21 protein-coding genes and 1 tRNA gene are annotated in these 18,904 nt (G+C 64.0%); 15 read left to right on the top strand and 7 right to left on the bottom strand.

Going from position 1 to position 18,904, the window contains the following annotated elements:
* Positions 1 to 64 precede the first annotated feature (64 nt).
* Entirely contained in the window at positions 65 to 1,756 is a 1,692-nt protein-coding gene (locus OEZ60_RS13035) for a winged helix-turn-helix domain-containing protein (protein WP_263336865.1), read from the bottom strand.
* Positions 1,757 to 1,865: 109 nt separating this feature from the next.
* Between OEZ60_RS13035 and OEZ60_RS13030 the strand changes: the two genes are divergently transcribed.
* The 4 genes from OEZ60_RS13030 to OEZ60_RS13015 all read left to right on the top strand — a co-directional run bounded on the left by OEZ60_RS13030 (position 1,866) and on the right by OEZ60_RS13015 (position 5,999).
* On the top strand, positions 1,866 to 2,213 hold the full coding sequence (locus OEZ60_RS13030; RefSeq protein ID WP_263336862.1) for a hypothetical protein: 348 nt from the start codon (positions 1,866 to 1,868) through the stop codon (positions 2,211 to 2,213).
* Positions 2,214 to 2,932: 719 nt separating this feature from the next.
* Entirely contained in the window at positions 2,933 to 3,649 is a 717-nt protein-coding gene (locus OEZ60_RS13025) for a winged helix-turn-helix transcriptional regulator (protein ID WP_263336861.1), read from the top strand.
* Between the two features lie 420 nt (positions 3,650 to 4,069).
* A complete protein-coding gene (locus OEZ60_RS13020; RefSeq protein WP_263336858.1) occupies positions 4,070 to 4,915 on the top strand; it encodes a class I SAM-dependent methyltransferase in 846 nt (281 codons plus the stop codon).
* Between the two features lie 307 nt (positions 4,916 to 5,222).
* On the top strand, positions 5,223 to 5,999 hold the full coding sequence (locus tag OEZ60_RS13015) for an MOSC domain-containing protein (protein ID WP_263336856.1): 777 nt from the start codon (positions 5,223 to 5,225) through the stop codon (positions 5,997 to 5,999).
* A gap of 214 nt (positions 6,000 to 6,213) precedes the next feature.
* Here the strand turns inward: OEZ60_RS13015 and OEZ60_RS13010 are convergent, their stop codons facing one another.
* Positions 6,214 to 6,594 (bottom strand): hypothetical protein, encoded by a 381-nt coding sequence (locus OEZ60_RS13010; protein ID WP_263336854.1) that lies wholly within the window; start codon positions 6,592 to 6,594, stop codon positions 6,214 to 6,216.
* A gap of 620 nt (positions 6,595 to 7,214) precedes the next feature.
* Positions 7,215 to 7,304 (bottom strand) — tRNA-Ser (locus OEZ60_RS13005).
* A 166-nt stretch (positions 7,305 to 7,470) separates the two neighbouring features.
* Between OEZ60_RS13005 and OEZ60_RS13000 the strand changes: the two genes are divergently transcribed.
* Both OEZ60_RS13000 and OEZ60_RS12995 read left to right on the top strand, forming a co-directional pair.
* Positions 7,471 to 7,941, top strand: coding sequence for an aminoacyl-tRNA deacylase (locus OEZ60_RS13000; protein ID WP_263336852.1), 471 nt, complete (start codon positions 7,471 to 7,473; stop codon positions 7,939 to 7,941).
* A gap of 168 nt (positions 7,942 to 8,109) precedes the next feature.
* Positions 8,110 to 8,463: a phasin family protein gene (locus OEZ60_RS12995; protein WP_263336850.1), complete on the top strand. Its 354-nt coding sequence runs from the start codon at positions 8,110 to 8,112 to the stop codon at positions 8,461 to 8,463.
* Between the two features lie 21 nt (positions 8,464 to 8,484).
* Here the strand turns inward: OEZ60_RS12995 and ychF are convergent, their stop codons facing one another.
* The 3 genes from ychF to OEZ60_RS12980 all read right to left on the bottom strand — a co-directional run bounded on the left by ychF (position 8,485) and on the right by OEZ60_RS12980 (position 11,003).
* Positions 8,485 to 9,582: a redox-regulated ATPase YchF gene (gene ychF, locus OEZ60_RS12990; protein ID WP_263336847.1), complete on the bottom strand. Its 1,098-nt coding sequence runs from the start codon at positions 9,580 to 9,582 to the stop codon at positions 8,485 to 8,487.
* Between the two features lie 68 nt (positions 9,583 to 9,650).
* Positions 9,651 to 10,730: a WD40/YVTN/BNR-like repeat-containing protein gene (locus OEZ60_RS12985; protein WP_263336844.1), complete on the bottom strand. Its 1,080-nt coding sequence runs from the start codon at positions 10,728 to 10,730 to the stop codon at positions 9,651 to 9,653.
* 3 nt (positions 10,731 to 10,733) lie between these two features.
* Positions 10,734 to 11,003, bottom strand: coding sequence for a MoaD/ThiS family protein (locus OEZ60_RS12980; protein WP_263336842.1), 270 nt, complete (start codon positions 11,001 to 11,003; stop codon positions 10,734 to 10,736).
* A gap of 124 nt (positions 11,004 to 11,127) precedes the next feature.
* Between OEZ60_RS12980 and OEZ60_RS12975 the strand changes: the two genes are divergently transcribed.
* From OEZ60_RS12975 to OEZ60_RS12935, 9 genes are all read left to right on the top strand, one after another.
* Positions 11,128 to 11,835 carry a DUF6778 family protein gene (locus tag OEZ60_RS12975; RefSeq protein WP_263336838.1) on the top strand — a complete coding sequence of 236 codons (708 nt, stop codon included), beginning with the start codon at positions 11,128 to 11,130 and terminating at the stop codon, positions 11,833 to 11,835.
* A 126-nt stretch (positions 11,836 to 11,961) separates the two neighbouring features.
* Positions 11,962 to 12,399: a nuclear transport factor 2 family protein gene (locus OEZ60_RS12970; protein ID WP_263336835.1), complete on the top strand. Its 438-nt coding sequence runs from the start codon at positions 11,962 to 11,964 to the stop codon at positions 12,397 to 12,399.
* A gap of 80 nt (positions 12,400 to 12,479) precedes the next feature.
* On the top strand, positions 12,480 to 13,271 hold the full coding sequence (gene trpA, locus OEZ60_RS12965) for a tryptophan synthase subunit alpha (protein WP_263336833.1): 792 nt from the start codon (positions 12,480 to 12,482) through the stop codon (positions 13,269 to 13,271).
* Positions 13,261 to 13,740 (top strand): MEKHLA domain-containing protein, encoded by a 480-nt coding sequence (locus tag OEZ60_RS12960; protein ID WP_263336831.1) that lies wholly within the window; start codon positions 13,261 to 13,263, stop codon positions 13,738 to 13,740. The genes trpA and OEZ60_RS12960 overlap by 11 nt, the downstream gene beginning before the upstream one ends.
* Positions 13,741 to 13,939: 199 nt before the next feature.
* Positions 13,940 to 15,103 carry an alpha-hydroxy acid oxidase gene (locus OEZ60_RS12955; RefSeq protein ID WP_263336829.1) on the top strand — a complete coding sequence of 388 codons (1,164 nt, stop codon included), beginning with the start codon at positions 13,940 to 13,942 and terminating at the stop codon, positions 15,101 to 15,103.
* 108 nt (positions 15,104 to 15,211) lie between these two features.
* Positions 15,212 to 15,838, top strand: a complete 627-nt coding sequence (locus OEZ60_RS12950) for a 50S ribosomal protein L25/general stress protein Ctc (protein ID WP_263336827.1) — start codon at positions 15,212 to 15,214, stop codon at positions 15,836 to 15,838.
* A 255-nt stretch (positions 15,839 to 16,093) separates the two neighbouring features.
* Positions 16,094 to 16,783, top strand: a complete 690-nt coding sequence (pth, locus tag OEZ60_RS12945) for an aminoacyl-tRNA hydrolase (protein ID WP_263336824.1) — start codon at positions 16,094 to 16,096, stop codon at positions 16,781 to 16,783.
* The gene (locus tag OEZ60_RS12940; RefSeq protein WP_263336820.1) at positions 16,780 to 17,832 is read left to right on the top strand and encodes a DUF2332 domain-containing protein; all 1,053 of its coding nucleotides are present in this window, start codon (positions 16,780 to 16,782) and stop codon (positions 17,830 to 17,832) included. Before pth ends, OEZ60_RS12940 begins: the two co-directional genes overlap by 4 nt.
* Positions 17,826 to 18,200, top strand: coding sequence for a DUF2237 family protein (locus OEZ60_RS12935; RefSeq protein WP_263336817.1), 375 nt, complete (start codon positions 17,826 to 17,828; stop codon positions 18,198 to 18,200). Before OEZ60_RS12940 ends, OEZ60_RS12935 begins: the two co-directional genes overlap by 7 nt.
* A gap of 62 nt (positions 18,201 to 18,262) precedes the next feature.
* Here the strand turns inward: OEZ60_RS12935 and OEZ60_RS12930 are convergent, their stop codons facing one another.
* Positions 18,263 to 18,568, bottom strand: a complete 306-nt coding sequence (locus OEZ60_RS12930; RefSeq protein ID WP_263336814.1) for a hypothetical protein — start codon at positions 18,566 to 18,568, stop codon at positions 18,263 to 18,265.
* Positions 18,569 to 18,904: the final 336 nt, after the last annotated feature.

The following is an 18,904-nucleotide window of genomic DNA, read 5'->3' as shown; positions in this document are numbered from 1 at the left end:
TGGCGATTCAGGGACGTTTCTGGTTTCTTTCGAAATCGGACAACGGGCGATTTGGTAGAATCCTTCACTCGGGAAGCCCTGCTTTGCGCAGATCGTCGATCCATCGTTCAAGGTCAGCGGGTTTTTTGTATTTGTGGGCCAAGCTGGCCCGCACATCTGCGATGGAATAGCCGGGCTCCTGTTCAAGAAACTTGTGGATGACCGAACGCGCCTTCGGAACATCACCGACGCAAACATACAATGAAGCCAGCGTTCGCCGGGCGAGATTGGGCAGCTGTGCCATGCGATCCATGGACGCAAGGCCCTCTTCGCAGTCACCCGTATACCACTGCAACCACGCGAGGACCCAATTGAACCAGTCCGGATGATGTGGATCGAGCCGCATCGCTTCCTGTATCAGGCTGATGGCTTCAGGTATCTGCCCTGTGTAGCTCAGCGCCTCCGACATGGACGCCCGCACGTCCGCTGAGTTCGGGTTTAGCTGCAACGCAACCCGGAACTTGGTGATTGCCGCTTCATGTTCACCCGCCTGCATGAGGATATATGCCATGGTCTCATGCGCGTAGTAATCCTCCGGCGCCAGATCCAGCGCGGTCTGTGCTTCCTTCAGCGCCAGATCCAGGGCTAGGCCGCGCTCGAGGTCGGTCCAACCCCAACGGACTCCGTTGATATAAACATAGGCGAGGCCGACATGGCCGCGTGCCATGTTCGGGTCCGCCGCTAAAGCCGCCAGGAATTCGCTCTGCGCTTTAGCGGTGCTCTCCCGCGTGTAATCGTAAAGGAGACGGTTCCCCCTCAGCCAGTGAGCGAAGGCTTCAAGATTATTTGCATCCAATCTGGCGGCCTCATTCGTCGCTGCGACGATGAGCCTTGGGGCAACCGTGGCGGCGACGGTTCTGGTGATTTCGGCCTGCAGGGTGAGGACGTCCTCGATGTCCCGGTCATAGGTTTCCGCCCAGACATGATTACCCGAAACGGCGTCGATAAGCTTGGCGGTTACTCTTAGTCGGTTGCCAGCTTTCTGCTGGCTGCCCTCCAGGACGTATCGTACGCCGAGGTCCCGAGCGATGTCGCGCACATCCGTCGATTGATCGCGATAACTGAAGCTCGAATTGCGCGCGACGACGAACAATTCCGCGAACCGCGACAATTCGGTGATAATTCCCTCAGCGATCGCATCGCTGAGAAAGTCTGCATTCGCGCCTTTGCTAAGATCGCTGAACGCGAGAACGGCAATAGACGGTTTCATCGGCAAGGACAGTGGCGCGTCGTCCGGAACCGGACTTTGGCGCACGGTCGGCCGCGGTTGCCACAGAACGAGCGAGGCGATCGACAACAGGACCACAGCGACGACAGCCGCAATCCGAAATGGAAATGCGATCCGCCTTGATTTCAGCGAGACCTCTCGACGCCCTTCGGTGTACGTCACAAGCAGCCGGTAGCCCTGCTTCGGATGGGTCTGAACAAGTGCGTGCTCCTGATCGCCGAGTGCTCGCCGAATGTCGGCGATACATTGAACAAGGCTGTCATCGGTCACGAATGTGTCGCGCCAGATCGCGCTGATGATGTCGTCCTTGCCGACAATCTGCCCGTGCCGCTGGGCAAGATAGGCCAAGACATCTGCGCTCTGGCTGCGCAGTGGAACGACGCCGCCTGAGCTGTCCCGCAACGTCTTGTCGCTAGGGTCAAAGCGGTAACTGCCCAGCTTTATGATTTCGTGGGATTTCATCGCAAATTCGGCGCGTTTTCGGGACATTTCGCCCCCCCGTCTGCCCCAATAGTCTAGCGAACCCGCCGCCGTCCTCGCAACAGAGTTGACCTCTTACGGCGGCAGACGGAACGCACTATGCAAAGGGGGTACCGAGATGATTATGCAGTCTAGCTTGATCGTGGCACTGGTCCTGTTTGCGGGGTCAGCCGAGGCGCAATCCCGGATCGACAAGCTGTGCGGTGAGGGCCACGTCAACGAAGCCGCCGGTGTAGGGGATGTCACATCTAACCCAGCCGGTTACTACATCCGCAGCTTCTCCGTTCAACTACGGTTCGACGATCCCCGCGTCGTGCGGGCTACCGGCGAAGAGTTTCATGTTTGCACCCGTCCGGCCGCCACGCCTCGAATGGACGCCGTCCGATCCGACCTGCACAAGAACAAACGTGAGCTGAAGTTCCTGTTCGTTCCGAACTCCGAGACTGATCCCTCTCCGGCCTCGTGAAAAGAATCGGTTTGCGGATTCGGGCCTCAGGCGAACCGAGGTCCGGATCCAGTCTCACATGGAAATAATGGATGCGGGTTTGAAGTTGTCATCCGACGCTTTCTGCCAGGTCCGGAACTTCTCAGAATGCATCCAAGGTTCATCATGCCGGACCGAGCGGGCGCCCTAGTGCGGAACCCAACAGCGCTGATTGTCCAGGTGGCTGCGACGGCTTTTGACCCTTCTTTGGCTCAATAGTCACATGGTCGCAAATGCAGACTTGCCACATAGCTAGATCCGCTCAATCTACCAGTTCCCGGCCCGCCCTCGCGCGATCCTGCGGAGATTGCGGCCCATGTTCACGGATAGAGGTGCCCGGCAGGTGGCCTTCACATCGTCATGGGTAAGGCCGACGTCGCGCATCTGCCTGGTGGAGAGCCTGCGAAACGCTCGCCTCGCTGCTAGGCGGTCGCGTATCTCGGCGGCCGCCAGAAGGCATTGTGATCCGATACCCAGAACCGCACGGGTCCTTCGCTCGGACTGGCGCTGTCCAATTGATTTCATTGCCATGTCATCGCCTCCCTTGTCTGCGGCGTTCAATGCCGCTTGCGATGCAGGCAGTCTGGCGCAGCAGCACCGCTCCAGGGTAGTGCGGCGAGTGAACCGGTTTCAGTACACTTTTCGAACTGGATCCCCGCGCGTCAATGAGAGTAGCCTTCCATCGAGGGGAGGTACGGCCCATGCCGCAAAAACCCTATGGGATGCTCTGCCCAATCGCGAAGGCGTGCGAGATTCTGGTGCCGAGGTGGTCGATTCAGATCCTGACGGAGCTCTGGTCGGGCTCGACCCGCTTCAACGATATCCGCCGTGGCATCGGAAGCATTTCCCCCGGGCTGCTCTCCAAACGCCTGAAAGAACTGGAAGCCGCTGGGTTAGTCGAGCGTATTGAGGACAAAGCAGCCGGGACGGTCGACTACATCCGTACTGACAAGGCGATCGCGCTGGAGCCTGCGCTGAACGCGCTGGCGGTCTGGGCGCAACGCTACATCGAAGCCGAAATCGCACTTTGCGATACGAACCTGTCCACGCTCATGTGGAAGATACGCCGCTGGATCGACGTCACGGAGATGCCAGATCGACGTGTCGTAATCCGCTTCCATTTCAGCGATGACGATCTCCCCTACGACACCTACTGGATGGTGATCCAACCGGATGCGCTGCCGGAGCTCTGCACCTCCGATCCGGGCTGCGATGTGGACCTGTACATCGAGACCGAAGTCATCTCGCTTGCCGGCATATTGATCGGGCGCAGCACGATCGCCCGCGAGACAGACCGGGGTTCACTATTCGTCAGTGGTGACGCCAGGCTGGCGCGCACGATGGATCGCTGGCTGCCCGTGGGAGATTATGGTCGGATCGACGGCATCGCCACTCTTCCGACAAAACGCCGCGCGTAGATCGGCAGGCCACCGCCACTGAACCGCGCCCCAACTCCGCTACGGAAGATCGGTTGAAGGAAACGCGAAATCAGAAGACGTGTGGCTGCTTGCGGACAGAGCCATTTCCGGCCATTCGTGCTTTGTGCAGCATCCGGCACTTCGGGCTCGGAGGGGTCATGCGGCGCTGTGGCAGCCGGCGACGATGGCCTGATCTGCGCTCAAGCGCAGACGTCCCGTTGCCGACCTTCAGCCCCAGGTGACTATGCCGCGACGCGGCCCGTCGAAGCGGCCGTTCGCTGCAAACGCTATGGCTGGACTCGTGTCGAGGTCAGCAAAGCGGACGAAGCGGTCTTTCAGGGCGCACTCTGTCTGAGGCCGCGTAGCAACCGCTTCTGGTCTGACGATGCCGAATTCACTCCAATTCATTGATCTGCTAGAATGAAACGTCTGCCTCTAATGGCCGGCTCGTTCAGTTTTTGGTGCACCGTAGGTTCGGGCCTTGCGGCCGGCGAGACCGCTTCGGATGGCGAAGATGGCCACGTTTGCGCGGAGATGGCTCGGATGAGCATCAAAACACACGACTACGAAAAGCACGCCGGCGCATTTGCCGACCTGGAGATGCAAGGGACACAATACCTCGCGTTTCGTGACATACCCACGCTGATCGGTGAGCACGCAGGTTCCGTCGCGTCCGTGCTCGACTATGGCTGCGGTGCGGGGCGCTCGACACGGTTTTTGAAGCGCCTCGGCTACGATGCAATCGGTGTAGACATTAGCCAGGATATGCTTAGGCAAGCTCGCTCCAAGGACGAGGCGGGCCAGTATTACCATGTCCCCAGCGGGCGCTTGCCATTCGGCGACTTCGCTTTCGATCTGATTTTTGCCAGCTACGTGTTCCTCGAAGTTTCACGGATCGAGGAAATCGAGAATATCCTGAAGGAATTGAAGCGGGTCCTTAAGAAGGATGGAATTATCATCCTAGTGACCTCCTCGACCGAGGCGACTGAGGGAAACTGGGTATCATTGTCGTACGCGTTCCCCGAGAACGACAAAACGCTCCAAAGCGGCGACACGGTCAAACTGCTGATTCAGGGTATCGACGTCGTCTTGTATGACTATTTCTGGACAGAGGAGGATTACATCGGAGCTGCCGAACGCGCCGGACTGGGCCTTGCCAAGCTTCACAAGCCGCTTGGTTCACCTGACGAGGGAATAGAGTGGCGCGACGAAACGAAGATGTCGCCGATTGCAATATACGTCCTTAGGACTCCATCCTTGATGTAGCTGCCAATTGAGTGCGGCAAGCATCGTCGGTCGTGAGCTGCTGCGCCAAGCACGAATGTCTTGGATGGGCTCGGAGTGGTCATGCGGCGCTGCGGCAGCCGGCTCCGATGACCTGATCTGCGCCCAAGCGCGGAAGGCCCTGTGCTGCGTTTGACGCAAAACGCAACCAACGTTTGTTTTGAGCCCGTTTGCGACAAACCAGGTGCTAACGTGGATCGTTCGAATTCTGCTTACGCTCTGCTCTTGCTCCATGTCAGAATGAAAATCAGGAACGTACGAGCAAAAGCGGGTAAGGACATAGAAGCCCATGCGCATCAAGAGCATCTATCGGTATCCCGTTAAGGGCCTTAGCCCCGAGGGTCTTCGGCGGGTGATGCTGGAGCCACATGAAGTGCTACCCTACGATCGTCGCTACGGCCTTGCGCGACCGGACTGCCAATTCGACCCCGATGTCCCGCAATACCTGCCGAAGACGCAGTTCTATATGTTGATGCGTGACGAAAAACTTGCTGAGTTGCGCACGCATTTCGACCCGGAAGAAGGCAGGCTGGAAATCCGGCGTGACGGCCGTCTGCTCGAAGCGGGCATTATTGACGACCCGGAAGATCGGCACCGACTAGAACACTTCATCAGCGGCTTTCTGTCGGACACTGGAACCTTGGAACTCCGGATCGTCGGAGGAGTGGGGCATGCCCTTACGAATGCTAGCGAGAAGCCAGGGTCGGCGACCTACAAATACGTCTCGCTGATGAACCTCGCGACTATCGCAGCGCTTGAAAGGACCATGGGCGTGACCCTGGACCCGATAAGGTTCCGGTCCAATTTCTACATCGAGGACATGCCGGAATGGCTCGAATTCGACTGGGTCGGCAAGCTGCTAAAAATCGGCGACGCGCGACTGAAAGTCGTGTCGCGGACGGTTCGTTGTGCCGCCACGATGGTCAACCCGGCCACGGGCGAACGAGACGTCAATGTTCCGGTCGCACTGAAGAAAAACTTTGGCCACCTGGACCTAGGAGTTTACGCAGAAGTCCTGGAGGGCGGCGAGGTTACCGAAGGGGCACCAGTGAGTGTCATTGCCTAACCGCTGCCTGCAAGATCGGCCGGCTTCGCTTAGTGGCTGGTTTGTCCGCTTAGCGGTCGTTCGGGGCGTCATATCGCCGTGGTGCCTGAACGAAACCATCGAGTGACTGGTTTAAGCCCACAGTGACCAAGATACTGCGGGACGGCGAATGTCGGTGACGATGGGTGGCATGTTCACTCGGGAAGGACCCCGAAAGGTCTCCACACGGAAATCCCTAATCGGCGCCCTGATCCCGGTCGAGCTGCCGCCGCTCCGGCGTTAGCAGTTCCACGGCAAGGCCATCCTCGAATGTACCGTGCAATTCGCCATCGGGCATCACCACATAGATGGCCGGTGCTTCGGTGTCCCAGTCGACGGTCAGGACCCGGCCCTCCAGAACCCCAATGCCGTTATAGGTTCCGGAACCAACAATCCATTCGACCGCATAACGGTCTTCGTTAGCGGCGGTAATTGTTGCTGTCCCCTCAAAGGCGCGCCCGTCGCCGTGCCGCCCGTAGACGAAATACGACCCCGAGATATCCGCCCAAGCCATGACCGCCCCAGCAACAAGCATTAACACTGCCAAAACGCCGCGCTGTCCGAGATTCTTCATCATCCATCGCTCCACATGTTTAGAGAGTGTTGAAACGCGCGGAATGCGCTCGGAAAGTACACTCACACGGAATTCCCGGCTGCGGCAACTTCGTGCCCGTTCACGTCGTCGCGAACAGAGCCCGGCGGTGGTGTGGTTGGTGGATGTGCCCTTGCCCTGATCTGCTCGATCACCAGCAACGCGTTCTCAGCAAATACCGAAGTCGGCACAAAGGCGGCCTATTGAGGCAAAGGCAGCGAATGACCGCTTAGTACGCAACCCGGACGTTTGGTCGGGCCGCAGCGAACGACCGCTTCGGCCGAACAAGGGCATCCTGCCGGATCGATTTTCGGGTGCGGCCGGCACGCGGACGAAGGCGGACGTTCGATTTCGGTTCCATCTCACCGAGCGCCACTTGCATCGAAGTGTTCAAGCTGCCAGTTTGAAAAGGATAGGGATTTCAGGAGGCTACGACCTCTGCACCAAATCGGCGCAGTCATCAGGTTCAGAGAATATTGCGCCGGAGAGAACGATTTCGGCTGTTTCGCGCCGCAGTCAGTGCTCAGCCCCAACCGCATAACCCTCGAAAACAATGGAAAAATCCGGCCGCAGCCGGATCGGGAGAACGCTTTCGCGAGGGCAAGTGGCGGAGACGAAGGGATTCGAACCCTCGAGACGGTTCCCCGTCTGCACCCTTAGCAGGGGTGTGCCTTCGACCACTCGGCCACGTCTCCGTCGACCCGTTTAATCGCAGGGGCGGCGCTGAGCAAGGGGGAAAGGGCGGTTGTGTGCAACCCTGACTTGCCGGGTCGCGGGATGAGGCGCAGAATGGGCGTTCAGGAAGCCGGCGCGAGGCGCTCGCGTTCCGCGGTCCGCGCGCCCATTGGCACGGAGGTCACCATGACGATTGCGAAGCGCCTCAAGGCGCATCTCGACGGCAAAGGCATCCCCTACGAAACCGTCTCCCATCCCCGCACCGCGACCGCGAGCGAGGCGGCCGAGGCCGCGCATATCCCCGGCGACAAGCTGGCGAAATCGGTGGCGATCCACCTCGAGGACGGCCATGTCCTCGCCGTCGTTCCATCCAGCCACCGGGTCGATCTGAGCACGCTTCAGGGCATCCTCGACCGCCGGCTCGGGCTGGCGAGCGAGACCGAGGTGAAGGAGATCTTCGACGACTGCGATGTCGGGGCGGCGCCGCCGGTCGGGGCGGCCTATGGCGTGCCGGTCGTGATCGACGAAAGCCTCGCCGGACTAGACAGGGTCTGGTTCGAGGGCGGCGATCATCGCACCCTGATCTCGGTGACGGGCGCGGATTTCGACAAGCTCATGAAGGATGCCCGGCACGCGGAATTCGGCCACAGGGCGTGAGCGGTTGGTCTGGTGTCCGCGAATCAAGCGATTGAAATAATACAAAATTTGTACCCCGATGGCGTTCGGCGAAAATCCGCGCACTCGATGCGGGGATTGCGCCGAGTTAAGGTGGGCCGGGGAAAAGCGGGTAGAATCTTGCCCGCGACGACTCAGAAAGGACGCAAGATGGCCGAGAAGACGACCTCGCGGGTAACGTTGTCAGACCCGGGCGACACGGCGCTCAAGGCGATGACCAAACTGCAGACCGCGGACGCCGGTTCCGTGGCGCAGATCTACATGGCGTGGCTGGAAGGGATGGGGGATCTCGGGCGAGAGGCCGCGCAGTTCGTGGCCGAACGGATTGCCGAAGACGTCAAGACCCAGCATGCGATCCTGCATTGCCGCAACCCTGCGGATCTCCTGCGCATCCAGCGCGAGTTCCTGCAGAAGGCGCTCGACCAGTATGTTGCCGAGGGTGGCAAGCTGGTGCGGATGAGCAACGAGATCCTCGAGGGAGCGATCCACAAGTCGCGGCAGTGAGCGCGGTTCGGGCCGAGGTGATCAGGCGTTGAAGAGGAAGTGCAGGACGTCGCCGTCCTTGACCTCGTAGGTCTTGCCCTCGACGCGAAACTTGCCGGCCTCGCGGGCGCCGGCTTCGCCGTTGCCGGCGATGTAGTCGGTATAGGCGATGGTCTCGGCGCGGATGAAGCCGCGCTCGAAATCGCCGTGGATGACGCCGGCCGCCTGCGGCGCGAGCGTACCCTTCTCGATCGTCCAGGCGCGGGCCTCCTTGGGACCCACGGTGAAATAGGTCTGGAGGCCGAGGAGGTCATAGGCCGCACGGATCAGCCGGTCGAGCCCGGCCTCCTCGAGCCCCATTTCCTCAAGGAACATGGCTGCGTCCTCCGCAGGCATCTGGGCCAGTTCCTCCTCGATCCTGGCCGAGATCACCACATGGCCGGCGCCCTGCTTCGCGGCCATTTCGGCCACGCGGGCGGACTGGCTGTTGCCGGTGGCGGCCGAGGCTTCCTCGACGTTGCAGACGAAGAGCACGGGCTTCGAGGTCAGGAGCTGGAGCATGGCCCAGGCCTTCGCGTCCTCCTCGGAGACCTGCACGGTGCGGGCCGGCTTGCCGGCCTCGAGCGAGGCCAGCGCCTGCTTCATCAGCCGTTCCTGTGCCACCGCCTCCTTGTCGCCGCCCTTGATCTTGCGGGCGATGTTGGCGAGCCGGCGTTCGATCGATTCCATGTCGGCGATCATCAGCTCGGTCTCGATCGTCTCGGCATCGGCGATCGGGTCGATGCGGCCCTCGACATGGGTGACGTCGCCGTCCTCGAAGCAGCGGACCACATGGGCGATGGCATCGACCTCGCGGATGTTGGCGAGGAACTGGTTGCCGAGACCTTCCCCCTTCGAGGCGCCGCGGACGAGGCCGGCGATATCGACGAAGGTGATCCGGGTCGGGATGATCTGCTTGGAGCCGGCGATGGCGGCAAGCTTGTCGAGCCGCGCGTCGGGCACCGCGACCTCGCCGACATTGGGCTCGATCGTGCAAAAGGGGAAGTTCGCGGCCTGCGCCGCGGCGGTGCGGGTCAGCGCGTTGAAGAGCGTCGACTTGCCCACGTTCGGCAGACCGACGATGCCCATCCTGAAGCCCATTTGCGCGCCCTCCTTTAAGGTCGGGCGCATCTACGGGGGAAGGGTCGCCGCGGTCAAGCCCCGCAGGGTCAGGCGAAGGCGAGTTGCGCGATCGGCGGCAGGTTTGCCGAGACGAGCGACCAGCTATCGCCGCCATCGGCCGAGGTCCAGAGATTGCCGGTGGTGGACCCCATCGCGAGCCGCTTGCCGCTGTCGTCGACGACGAGCGCGTGGCGGTAGATGAGGTCATAGGCATTGTCCTGCGGCAGGCCGGCCGAGAGCGCGTCGAATGTGGCGCCGCCATCGGTGGTGCGGGTGACGACCAGCCTGCCGTCGACCGGCACCCGGCATTCGTCCTTCACGCCCGGTGCGAACCAGGCGTGGTCGGGCCGCGCGGGGTGGACCGCGACGGCGAAACCAAAGGCGGAGGGGCGGGCATTGGCGCTGTGTTCGGCGAAGGTCCGGCCGCCATCCTTCGAGGAGAAGATTCCGCAATGGTGCTGGCACCAGATCCGGTCGGGATCGGCGGCGGAATGGGCGATGAGATGGGGGTCCTGGCTCGTGGGATCCGTGGCCTGGTCAGGCGGCAGAAAATCGGCGCGCAGGCCGTGGCCGCCCTGCTGCCATGTCACGCCGGCGTCCTCGGTCAGCCAGACCCCGCCGCAAGAGACACCAAGGACGATCCGGTCGCTGTCGCGCGGATCGACGAGGATCGAGTGGATGCCGGGGTGGTCATAGCCGCCGCCGAACCATTTCGCCCGCTGCGGCACGTCCCAGAGGCTCTCGACCAGGCGCCAACTTTCGCCGCGGTCGGCGCTGTGGAAGAGCCCGCCGGGCAGCGTGCCGGTCCAGAGCTCGCCGGGCCGGTCGGCGCCCGCGGGCGCAAGTGCCCAGATCATCTCGAGCGCCGGGGCGTCGGGCGCGTCCGAGGCGGGATAGGCGGGGCAGGGCAGTTCCGCCCAGCTCCGGCCGTCATCGTCGGAGCGGTGCAGCTTGCAGCCGAAATGGCCGTGGTTCAGCGCGACATAGATCGCGCCGTCACGCTTGTCTTCGAGCAGTTGGCTCACCGGCGCGGCGAGGAAGGCGGGCGGGCCGTCCTGGCGCCAGCCCGTGCCATCGGCCACGAACCGGAAAAGCCCCTTGCGCGTACCCACCCAGAGCCGGTCCATCTGTCATCCTCCTGAAAGTGCTTGCAGAACGTAGATCTCGGCCCCCGGCGCCACCGGGTCGGACAGCCGCAGCCGGTCGGTGACCATCTCGCCGTCAACGAAGACGTTGACATGTTTACGAAGCCGCCCCTGCTCGTCGAGGATGTAGGAGCGCAGCAGCGGATCGCCCGCCCAGGCCTCCTCGAGCGCCTCGCGCACCGAGGCGCCGCCGGCGGTGATCTCGGGCACCGGACGGTGTCGGACAAGATTGGCGGTGAAGCGGATCACCGGCATGGCGCCTCCCTCGGCCATCCTCGCATGAACCTCGGTTCCGCTCAATGCTGCCGCGGGCTCCCTTCGGGCCCGATAGTGTGGCCATCCGGTCAACATTTCGGCAAGCGTTTTGCCTTTAACGCAGGTGAATACAGTCGGCTGGTTGAATGCACAGTCAAACTGGGCCACGGTGCCCTCGTTCTGGCCGGCACCGATCCCGGTGGGCATTGAACGTGTTGTGAGTGAGGATCCGATGAGCTGGTTGAAACCCCTGATTGCCTGCCTCGTGTTGACCGGTTGCGCGACGCACTGGTCCACTGACTACGCCGCACCGCTCGACGCGGAGGTGACGCGGACCTGGCATGTCCACGAGGTCGATGTCCTGATCCCCGAGAAACTGACCGTCAGCGACGAAAACCTCCTCATGCCGCCTGCCGATATTGTCTGGCATGGCGATCCCGACGGCGATCGTCGCGCGCAGGTTTCGGCTATCCTCAATGACGGCATCGCGGCAGGCACGACGGGCCTCGTCGGAGATCGACCGGTCAAGCTCGAGGTGGTGCTCAGGGAGTTCCACGGGGTCACACCGATCGCGATGGTGAATGCTCCCTCCGCTGTCTACAACATCCATTATTCGATCCGGGCGGTGGATGCGGACACCGGTGCGGCGCTCACCGAACCGGCGGAGGTCGATGCCGATCTGGCAGCCCATGTCGGCGCGGACCTCATCACCGCCTCGCTTGAAGGCTCGGATGAGAAATCGCGCCTGCGCGAACATCTCGCCGAGGTGACCGCAGGCTGGCTGGGTATTGGTCCTGATCCCCGCGAAGAGTTCACCAGCGTCGGCCGCTGACCCTCGCCCGTCGCGAGCGACTAATTTCCGAACAAGAGAATCGGCAATTCCGGTTAAACTCCGGCGCACGGAGCCTTTTCATCTGGGAGAATGCCGGCCAGACCGGCCTGACAGGGGGACGTGAAGATGAAAGCCGATGGGAAGACGGAAGCCGACATCAAGCAAGTGATCGCGGCGATTTCCGAACACTATGCAAAACGGAACCTGAAGGAGCTCATGGCCTGTTTCGGGACGGACCCGGACGTGACGGTGTTCGGCACCGGCGCGGACGAAAAGCCGGTCGGGCCCGCCGCCATCGAGGCCCAGGTCAAGCGCGACTGGGCGCAGACCGACGCCATAGCGATCAAGCTGTTCAACCCCGCGGTCTCCGCCGCCGGCGACATCGCCTGGGTGTCGTCCGACGGCGCGTTCGAGATCACGGCGGGCGGCCAGGACATGACCCTGCCGGCGCGGGTGACCTATGTGCTTCAGCGCGAGGATGGCGCGTGGCGGGCGGTTCAGGCGCATTACTCGCTGCCGGCCGCAGGCCAGGAGGAAGGCAGCTCGGTCCCGCCGGCCGGATGAGACGCACCCAAGGGTAAGCTGGCCATTGATTTTCCCCGCGCGTTTCTGCACATCGGGGCGATACCGAGAAAGGGACGCCCATGACACGCATCGACGCCAGGTTCGCCGCCCTGAAAGCCTCCGGAAAGAAGGCTTTCGTGGCCTATATCATGGGGGGCGATCCGGACCTCGAGACCTCGCTCGCGTTGATGAAAGGCCTGCCTGGCGCCGGCGTCGACGTGATCGAGCTCGGCATGCCCTTCACCGATCCGATGGCCGATGGGCCGACGATCCAGCTCGCGGGCCAGCGCGCGCTCGAGGGCGGGCAGACACTGCAGAAGACGCTCGACATGGTGGCGGAGTTCCGCAAGGGCGACGACGAGACGCCGATCGTGATGATGGGCTACTACAACCCGATCTATTCGCGCGGCGTGGACAAGTTCCTCGTCGATGCGAAGGCGGCCGGGGTCGATGGCCTGATCGTCGTCGACCTGCCGCCGGAGGAGGACGACGAGCTCTGTATCCCGGCGCAGAAGGCGGGGATGAACTTCATCCGGCTCGCCACGCCGACGACCGATGACCGGCGGCTGCCGAAGGTGCTGCAGAACACGTCCGGCTTCGTCTACTACGTCTCGATCACCGGGATCACCGGCGCGGCGGCGGCCGAGGCGGGCGATGTCGGTCCGGAAGTGGCACGGATCAAGGCCGCGACCGACCTGCCGGTCATCGTCGGCTTCGGCATCCGCTCGCCCGAGACGGCGCAGGCGATCGCTTCGGTCGCGGACGGCGCCGTCGTCGGCTCGGCCATCGTCAAGATGGTGGGCGAGGGCAAGCCGGTGCCCGAAATCCTCGCCTTCGTCGAAGGGCTTGCCGCGGGCGCGCATGCCGCCTGAGGCGGCGGAACCGTTCCGGCGCTCCGAGGTCGCCGCCTACAGCGCGCTTCTTGTCGACAGTTTCCGGCGCCTGACCGGACGCGACCTCGTGCCGGGCCTCGACGGTCCGGCGCTGGCCGAGGCGTTGTTCCGGCTGCCCGATCCCATCGTCGCGCACGGGACCGAGGCCGATCCGGTCTTCTACTACGCCAATGCCGCCGCGCTCGCACTCTGGAAACTGGATTGGGCGCGCTTCACGCGCCTGCCCTCGCGCCACTCGGCCGAGGCCGACCCGGCGATCCAGGGCGACCGCTCCCGGCTGCTCGCAGCGGCGCTCGAAAAGGGCTGGATCGACGATTACGAGGGGATCCGCATTTCCGCGACCGGACAGCGGTTCCGGATCGCGCGGACGGTCCTGTGGAACGTCGTCGACCGCGGCGGGGTGCGGCACGGGCAGGCGGCGCTGATCGGCAGCTGGCACATGCTCTGACCTGCGCCGGGCGATCGCGCCGACGTCGGTCGTCGGCCCCTCGGCGAGGCTGGTCAGAAAGGCCCAGAGGATCGTCTCCGTGTACCGTGCTTCCGGAAGCCAGTGCACAGGGCGACGCGCCGAAGCGCAAGCCGGAAGCGGGTTGTCAGCCGCTCGATAAATTGGTAAAGAAAAATAACCAATCCAATCGGAGGCCGCCATGCCCGTGATCACCTGCATCGACGATCTGAAGCGTCTCTATCGGCGCCGGGTGCCGCGGATGTTCTACGATTACGCGGAGTCGGGCAGTTGGACCGAGCAGACCTTCCGCGAGAATTCCTCGGATTTCGCCCAGATCCGGCTCCGGCAGCGGATCGCGGTCGACATGACCGGGCGTTCGACCGCGACCGAGATGGCGGGCCAGCGCGTGACGATGCCGGTCGCGCTGGCGCCGGTCGGGCTGACGGGGATGCAGAACGCCGATGGCGAGATCAAGGCGGCGCGGGCGGCGGAAAAGTTCGGTGTGCCCTTCACGCTCTCGACCATGTCGATCTGCTCGATCGAGGACGTGGCCGCCCATGTCGAAAAGCCGTTCTGGTTCCAGATCTACACGCTCAACGACGACGACTTCAATCGCCGGATCATCGACAGGGCGAAGGCGGCGGGCTGTTCGGCGCTGGTGATCACCGTCGACCTTCAGATCCTCGGCCAGCGCCACCGAGACCTCAAGAACGGCCTTTCCGCCCCGCCGAAGCTGACGATCCCGACGATGTTGAATCTCGCCACCAAATGGAGCTGGGGGCTGGAGATGCTGGGCACCAGGCGGCGGTTCTTCGGCAATATCGTCGGTCATGTCGAAGGCGTGAGCGATCCTGCCTCGCTCTCGGCCTGGACGGCCGAGAAGTTCGACCACGCCCTCAACTGGGACAAGATCCGCAAGCTCATGGACATGTGGGGCGGCAAGGTGATCCTGAAGGGCGTGATGGAGCCCGAGGATGCCGAGCGCGCCGCGGCGCTGGGTGCCGACGCGATCGTGGTGTCGAACCACGGCGGACGCCAGCTCGACGGTGCGCTGTCGTCGATCCGGATGCTGCCGGAGATCGCCGCGGCGGTCGGAGGCAAGACCGAGATCTGGATGGACGGCGGCATCCGCTCGGGCCAGGACGTGCTCAAGGCGGTGGCGCTCGGCGCGAAGGGCGTGATGATCGGGCGGGCCTTCGTCTACGGGCTCGGGGCGATGGGCGAGGCGGGGGTGAAGAAGGCACTTCAGGTGATCCACAAGGAGCTCGACACCTCGATGGCGCTTTGCGGCGAGACCGCGGTGACAAGGCTCGGCCGCCACAACCTGATGATCCCGAAGGGGTTCCTCGACGGTTTCGCGTGAGGGCAGGGGGTCAAGAATCCGCTTTCCTTCGCGGCCGATCCCGTCTATACGCCCCGCTTCATGGGCATGCACCCTTGGAGGATGCCCTTTTAACCTATGGAGAGACCAATGGCTGGTGAGATCCCCGATCTTATCGCCGAGGTACGGACGGGGACAGGCAAGGGGGCCGCTCGTCAAGCTCGTCGTGAGGGCAACGTACCCGGCATCGTTTATGGCGGCGGCAAGGATCCGATCGCTATCAACGTCAACTATCACATGCTTCTCAAGAAGCTGAAGCAGGGCCGGTTCCTGCAGACGCTCTTCAACCTCAAGGTCGAGGGCGAAGAAGACGTCCGCGTGATCTGCCGCAACGTCCAGCGCGATGTCGTGAAGGACCTGCCGACCCATCTCGACCTGATGCGGCTGAAGCGCACCTCGCGGATCAGCCTCTACATCCACGTCGACTTCGTGAACCAGGACAAGGCGCCGGGCTTCCGCAAGGGCGGCACGCTCGTGGTGGTGCGTCCGGAAGTCGAGCTGGAAGTGACCGCGGGCGATATCCCCGATCACATCACCGTCGACCTCTCGGGCCGCGACATCGGCGATGTCATCCACATCAACGACATCGAGCTGCCGAAGGGTGCGAAGCCGACGATCCAGCGCAACTTCGTCATCGCCAACATCGCGGCGCCCTCGGGCCTGCGGTCGACCGATGCCGAGGAAGGCGAGGAAGTCGAAGAGGGCGACGAGGAGTAATCCTCCGTCCATCGCGATACAGTCAGCGCGGGGCCCTCGGGTCCCGCGTTTTCGTTTGTAACCTTGTGCGGCGTGCCCTCGTGGCGGCCCGCCGCCGGCGGGCATACCTGGGGCAGGATGAAGGGGCGGCGGCGCGCTTTCCCGAGCCCCGCCGGGGTGTCGTCCGGTCCCTCTATGCGTGATCCGGCGGCCGGGGGCGCGGTTGCGCCGGTCGGGGCTCGGCTCTAGGGTGGCCGCGCAGTTAATGGGGGCGAGATGCGGCTCTTCGTCGGGCTCGGCAATCCGGGCCAGAAATATGCGGGCAACCGCCACAATATCGGCTTCATGGCGGTCGACCGGATCGCCGCGGATCACGGTTTCGGCCCGTGGCGGGCGAAGTTCCAGGGGCTGGTGAGCGAAGGCCGGCTCGGGACCGAGCGGGTGGCGCTCCTGAAGCCCGGGACCTTCATGAACCTGTCCGGCCAGTCGGTCGGGGAAGCGATGCGGTTCTACAAGCTTGAACCCGGCGACGTCACCGTCTTTCACGACGAGCTCGACCTCGCGCCCGGCAAGGTCCGGGTGAAGACCGGTGGCGGCCATGCCGGGCACAACGGGCTCAGGTCGCTCCACCAGCACATCGGCGAGGGCTATGAGCGGGTGCGGCTCGGCATCGGCCATCCGGGCCACAAGGACCGCGTTTCTCCCTATGTGCTGTCGGACTTCGCCAAGGCCGAGGCGGGCTGGCTCGACGACCTCATGCGCGGGATCTCGGACGGGGCGGCGGCGCTTGCCGCCGGCGACGCGACGCGGTTCATGAACGCGGTGTCGCTCAGGACCGCGCCGCCGCGATCCTCGGGGCGCGCGGACAGCACGGCGAAGCCGGAAGCGCCGGCGAAGGCGGCCGAACCCGCGCCGGAGGAGGATACCCGCTCCCCGCTCCAGCGCCTCATGGACCGGTTCAGGTGAACTGGCGCGCGGCATTCCGGGAGCAGGCGGTGAACTGCGCCGCGCTCGGATCGCCGTTCACCGCCCGACTGCTCGACCTCATCGCCGCGCGCGGTCTGCCGGAGGGTCGCGTCGCCGCGCGGATCGCGAATTGGCAGGGGGATCCGACGTCGCGTGGCGCATCGGTGCCCCTGCGCCTGACCGGCGCGCTGCACGGGCTGGTGCTGGAGCGGCGGGCGCCGGGCCTTGCCGCGCTATATCCGCCGGCAGGGGCGGCAGACGATGCGCTTTGGGCCGCCATCGGCGCGGCGGTGGTCGCTGAAGAGGCCTGGATCGACCGCCGGCTCGACTATGCGCCGCAGACCAACGAGGTCGGCCGTTCGGCCTTTCTCATCGCCGCGGCGCGTTGGCTTGCCGCCCGGACCGGGCTGCCGCTGGAACTGAGCGAGCTTGGCGCCAGCGCCGGGCTGAACCTCTTGCTGGACCGCTACGCGCTCTGCGTCGGTGGCCGGTGGTTCGGGCCGCAAGGCGCGCCGGTGCGGCTGAGCCCGGACTGGCGCGGCGCTCTGCCTGAGGACGTTCTTCTGCATGTCGCCGGCCGCGCCGGCGCCGATCTCGCGCCGCCTGATCCGGTGACGGAGCGAACACGGCTGCTCTCGTTCATCTGGCCCGACCAGCCGGCGCGGCTGGAGCGGATGCGCGCGGCGCTTGAAGAGGCAGCCCGGCTGCGGCTTCGGGTCGAGCGGGCGGACGCGATCGACTTCCTCGAACGCCGCCTTGCGACGCCTGTCGAAGGGCGGCTGCATATGGTGTTCCATACGGTGGCATGGCAGTATTTCCCCAAGGCCGCGCGCGCTCGCGGTACCGCTTTGTTGGCCGCCGCCGGCCGAAGCAGCAGTTCTGAAGCGCCGCTTGCGCTCGTCGCGATGGAGGCGGATGGCCGCGCCCCGGGCGCCGGGCTGTCGATGACGTTGTGGCCGGGCGGGCAGCGCCACTATGTCGGCCGCGCCGACTTTCACGGCCGCTGGATCGACTGGCGGCCACCCGAACCGGAGAGCCTGCCATGGTAGAGCCGATGCCTTCTCTCAACGTCCTTGGCGGTCCGCTCGAACCCTGCTCAACCGCGCCCCTGACCGGGTTCTTCCGCGACGGGCACTGCAATACCTGTGTCGAGGATCGCGGCAGCCACACGGTCTGCGTGGTGATGACCGCGGAGTTCCTCGCCTTCTCGAAATACGTCGGCAACGACCTGACGACTCCGCGCCCGGAGTTGCGCTTCGCGGGGCTGAAGCCGGGCGATTCGTGGTGCCTCTGCGCGGTACGCTTCGCCCAGGCGCATGACGAGGGCTGCGCGCCGAAAGTGCGGCTTGCCGCCACCCATGCGCGCGCTCTGGAAGTCCTGCCGCTCTCGGTGCTCAGCACTTACGCGCTGGGCTAGGAGGGGGCGAGACAGTGGCAAGGCGGGCGCGGACCGGTCAGATCCGCGCCACCGTCGCAAGCTCAATCGTCGGAATCGTCACGGCCGTCGGAATCGTCACCGCCGTCGGAATCGTCGCCATCGTCGTCTGAATCGTCCCCGTCATCGTCGGAATCGTCGCCGTCGTCGTCATCGCCGTCGTCCGATCCGTCCGAGTCGCTCTCGCCGCCGCCCTTGTGGCGATCGGTCTGCGCGAGAACGAAGCCACCTGACCCGTCCGCGTCCGTTTCCGCCGAGCCGGACCCATCCACGCTGGAATCGTCCGCCTCGAGGATGGCGTCATCGTCATCGATGAGTCCCTGTTCCATCGCGCCCTCGGCGTGGCTCATGGTGGCGCCAAGCGTTAGTGCGACTGCAAGTGTCAACAAGTGCTTCAAGATCGCGTCCTCCTGATCGACAGGTTGTTCGTGCCTCGTTTGACCCTCCATTCGGGACAGTCCTGGCTGGAAGGCGCCGCTGTTGCGGTCAACGCATACAATGACTTTTTGTCGAGAATGTGCCACGCCGTTTCACACGGTCGGCGGTCCGCTGCCGATCATCGCGCTGGGCGCGGAGTCCGCCGAAAAAACGGTGTGATTTCAACGCAAGGACGGCTGGCAGAAAAACGCCGGCCACGGCAGGGCCGGGCCGGCGAGAGACGTTCGTGCGCGGGAATCACCCGCCCG

Source organism: Albidovulum salinarum (assembly GCF_025673475.1).
GTDB classification, from domain to species: Bacteria; Pseudomonadota; Alphaproteobacteria; order Rhodobacterales; family Rhodobacteraceae; genus Albidovulum; species Albidovulum salinarum.
Note: the sequence above shows the minus strand (reverse complement) of the source record. Positions and strands in the feature narration are given on the sequence as shown.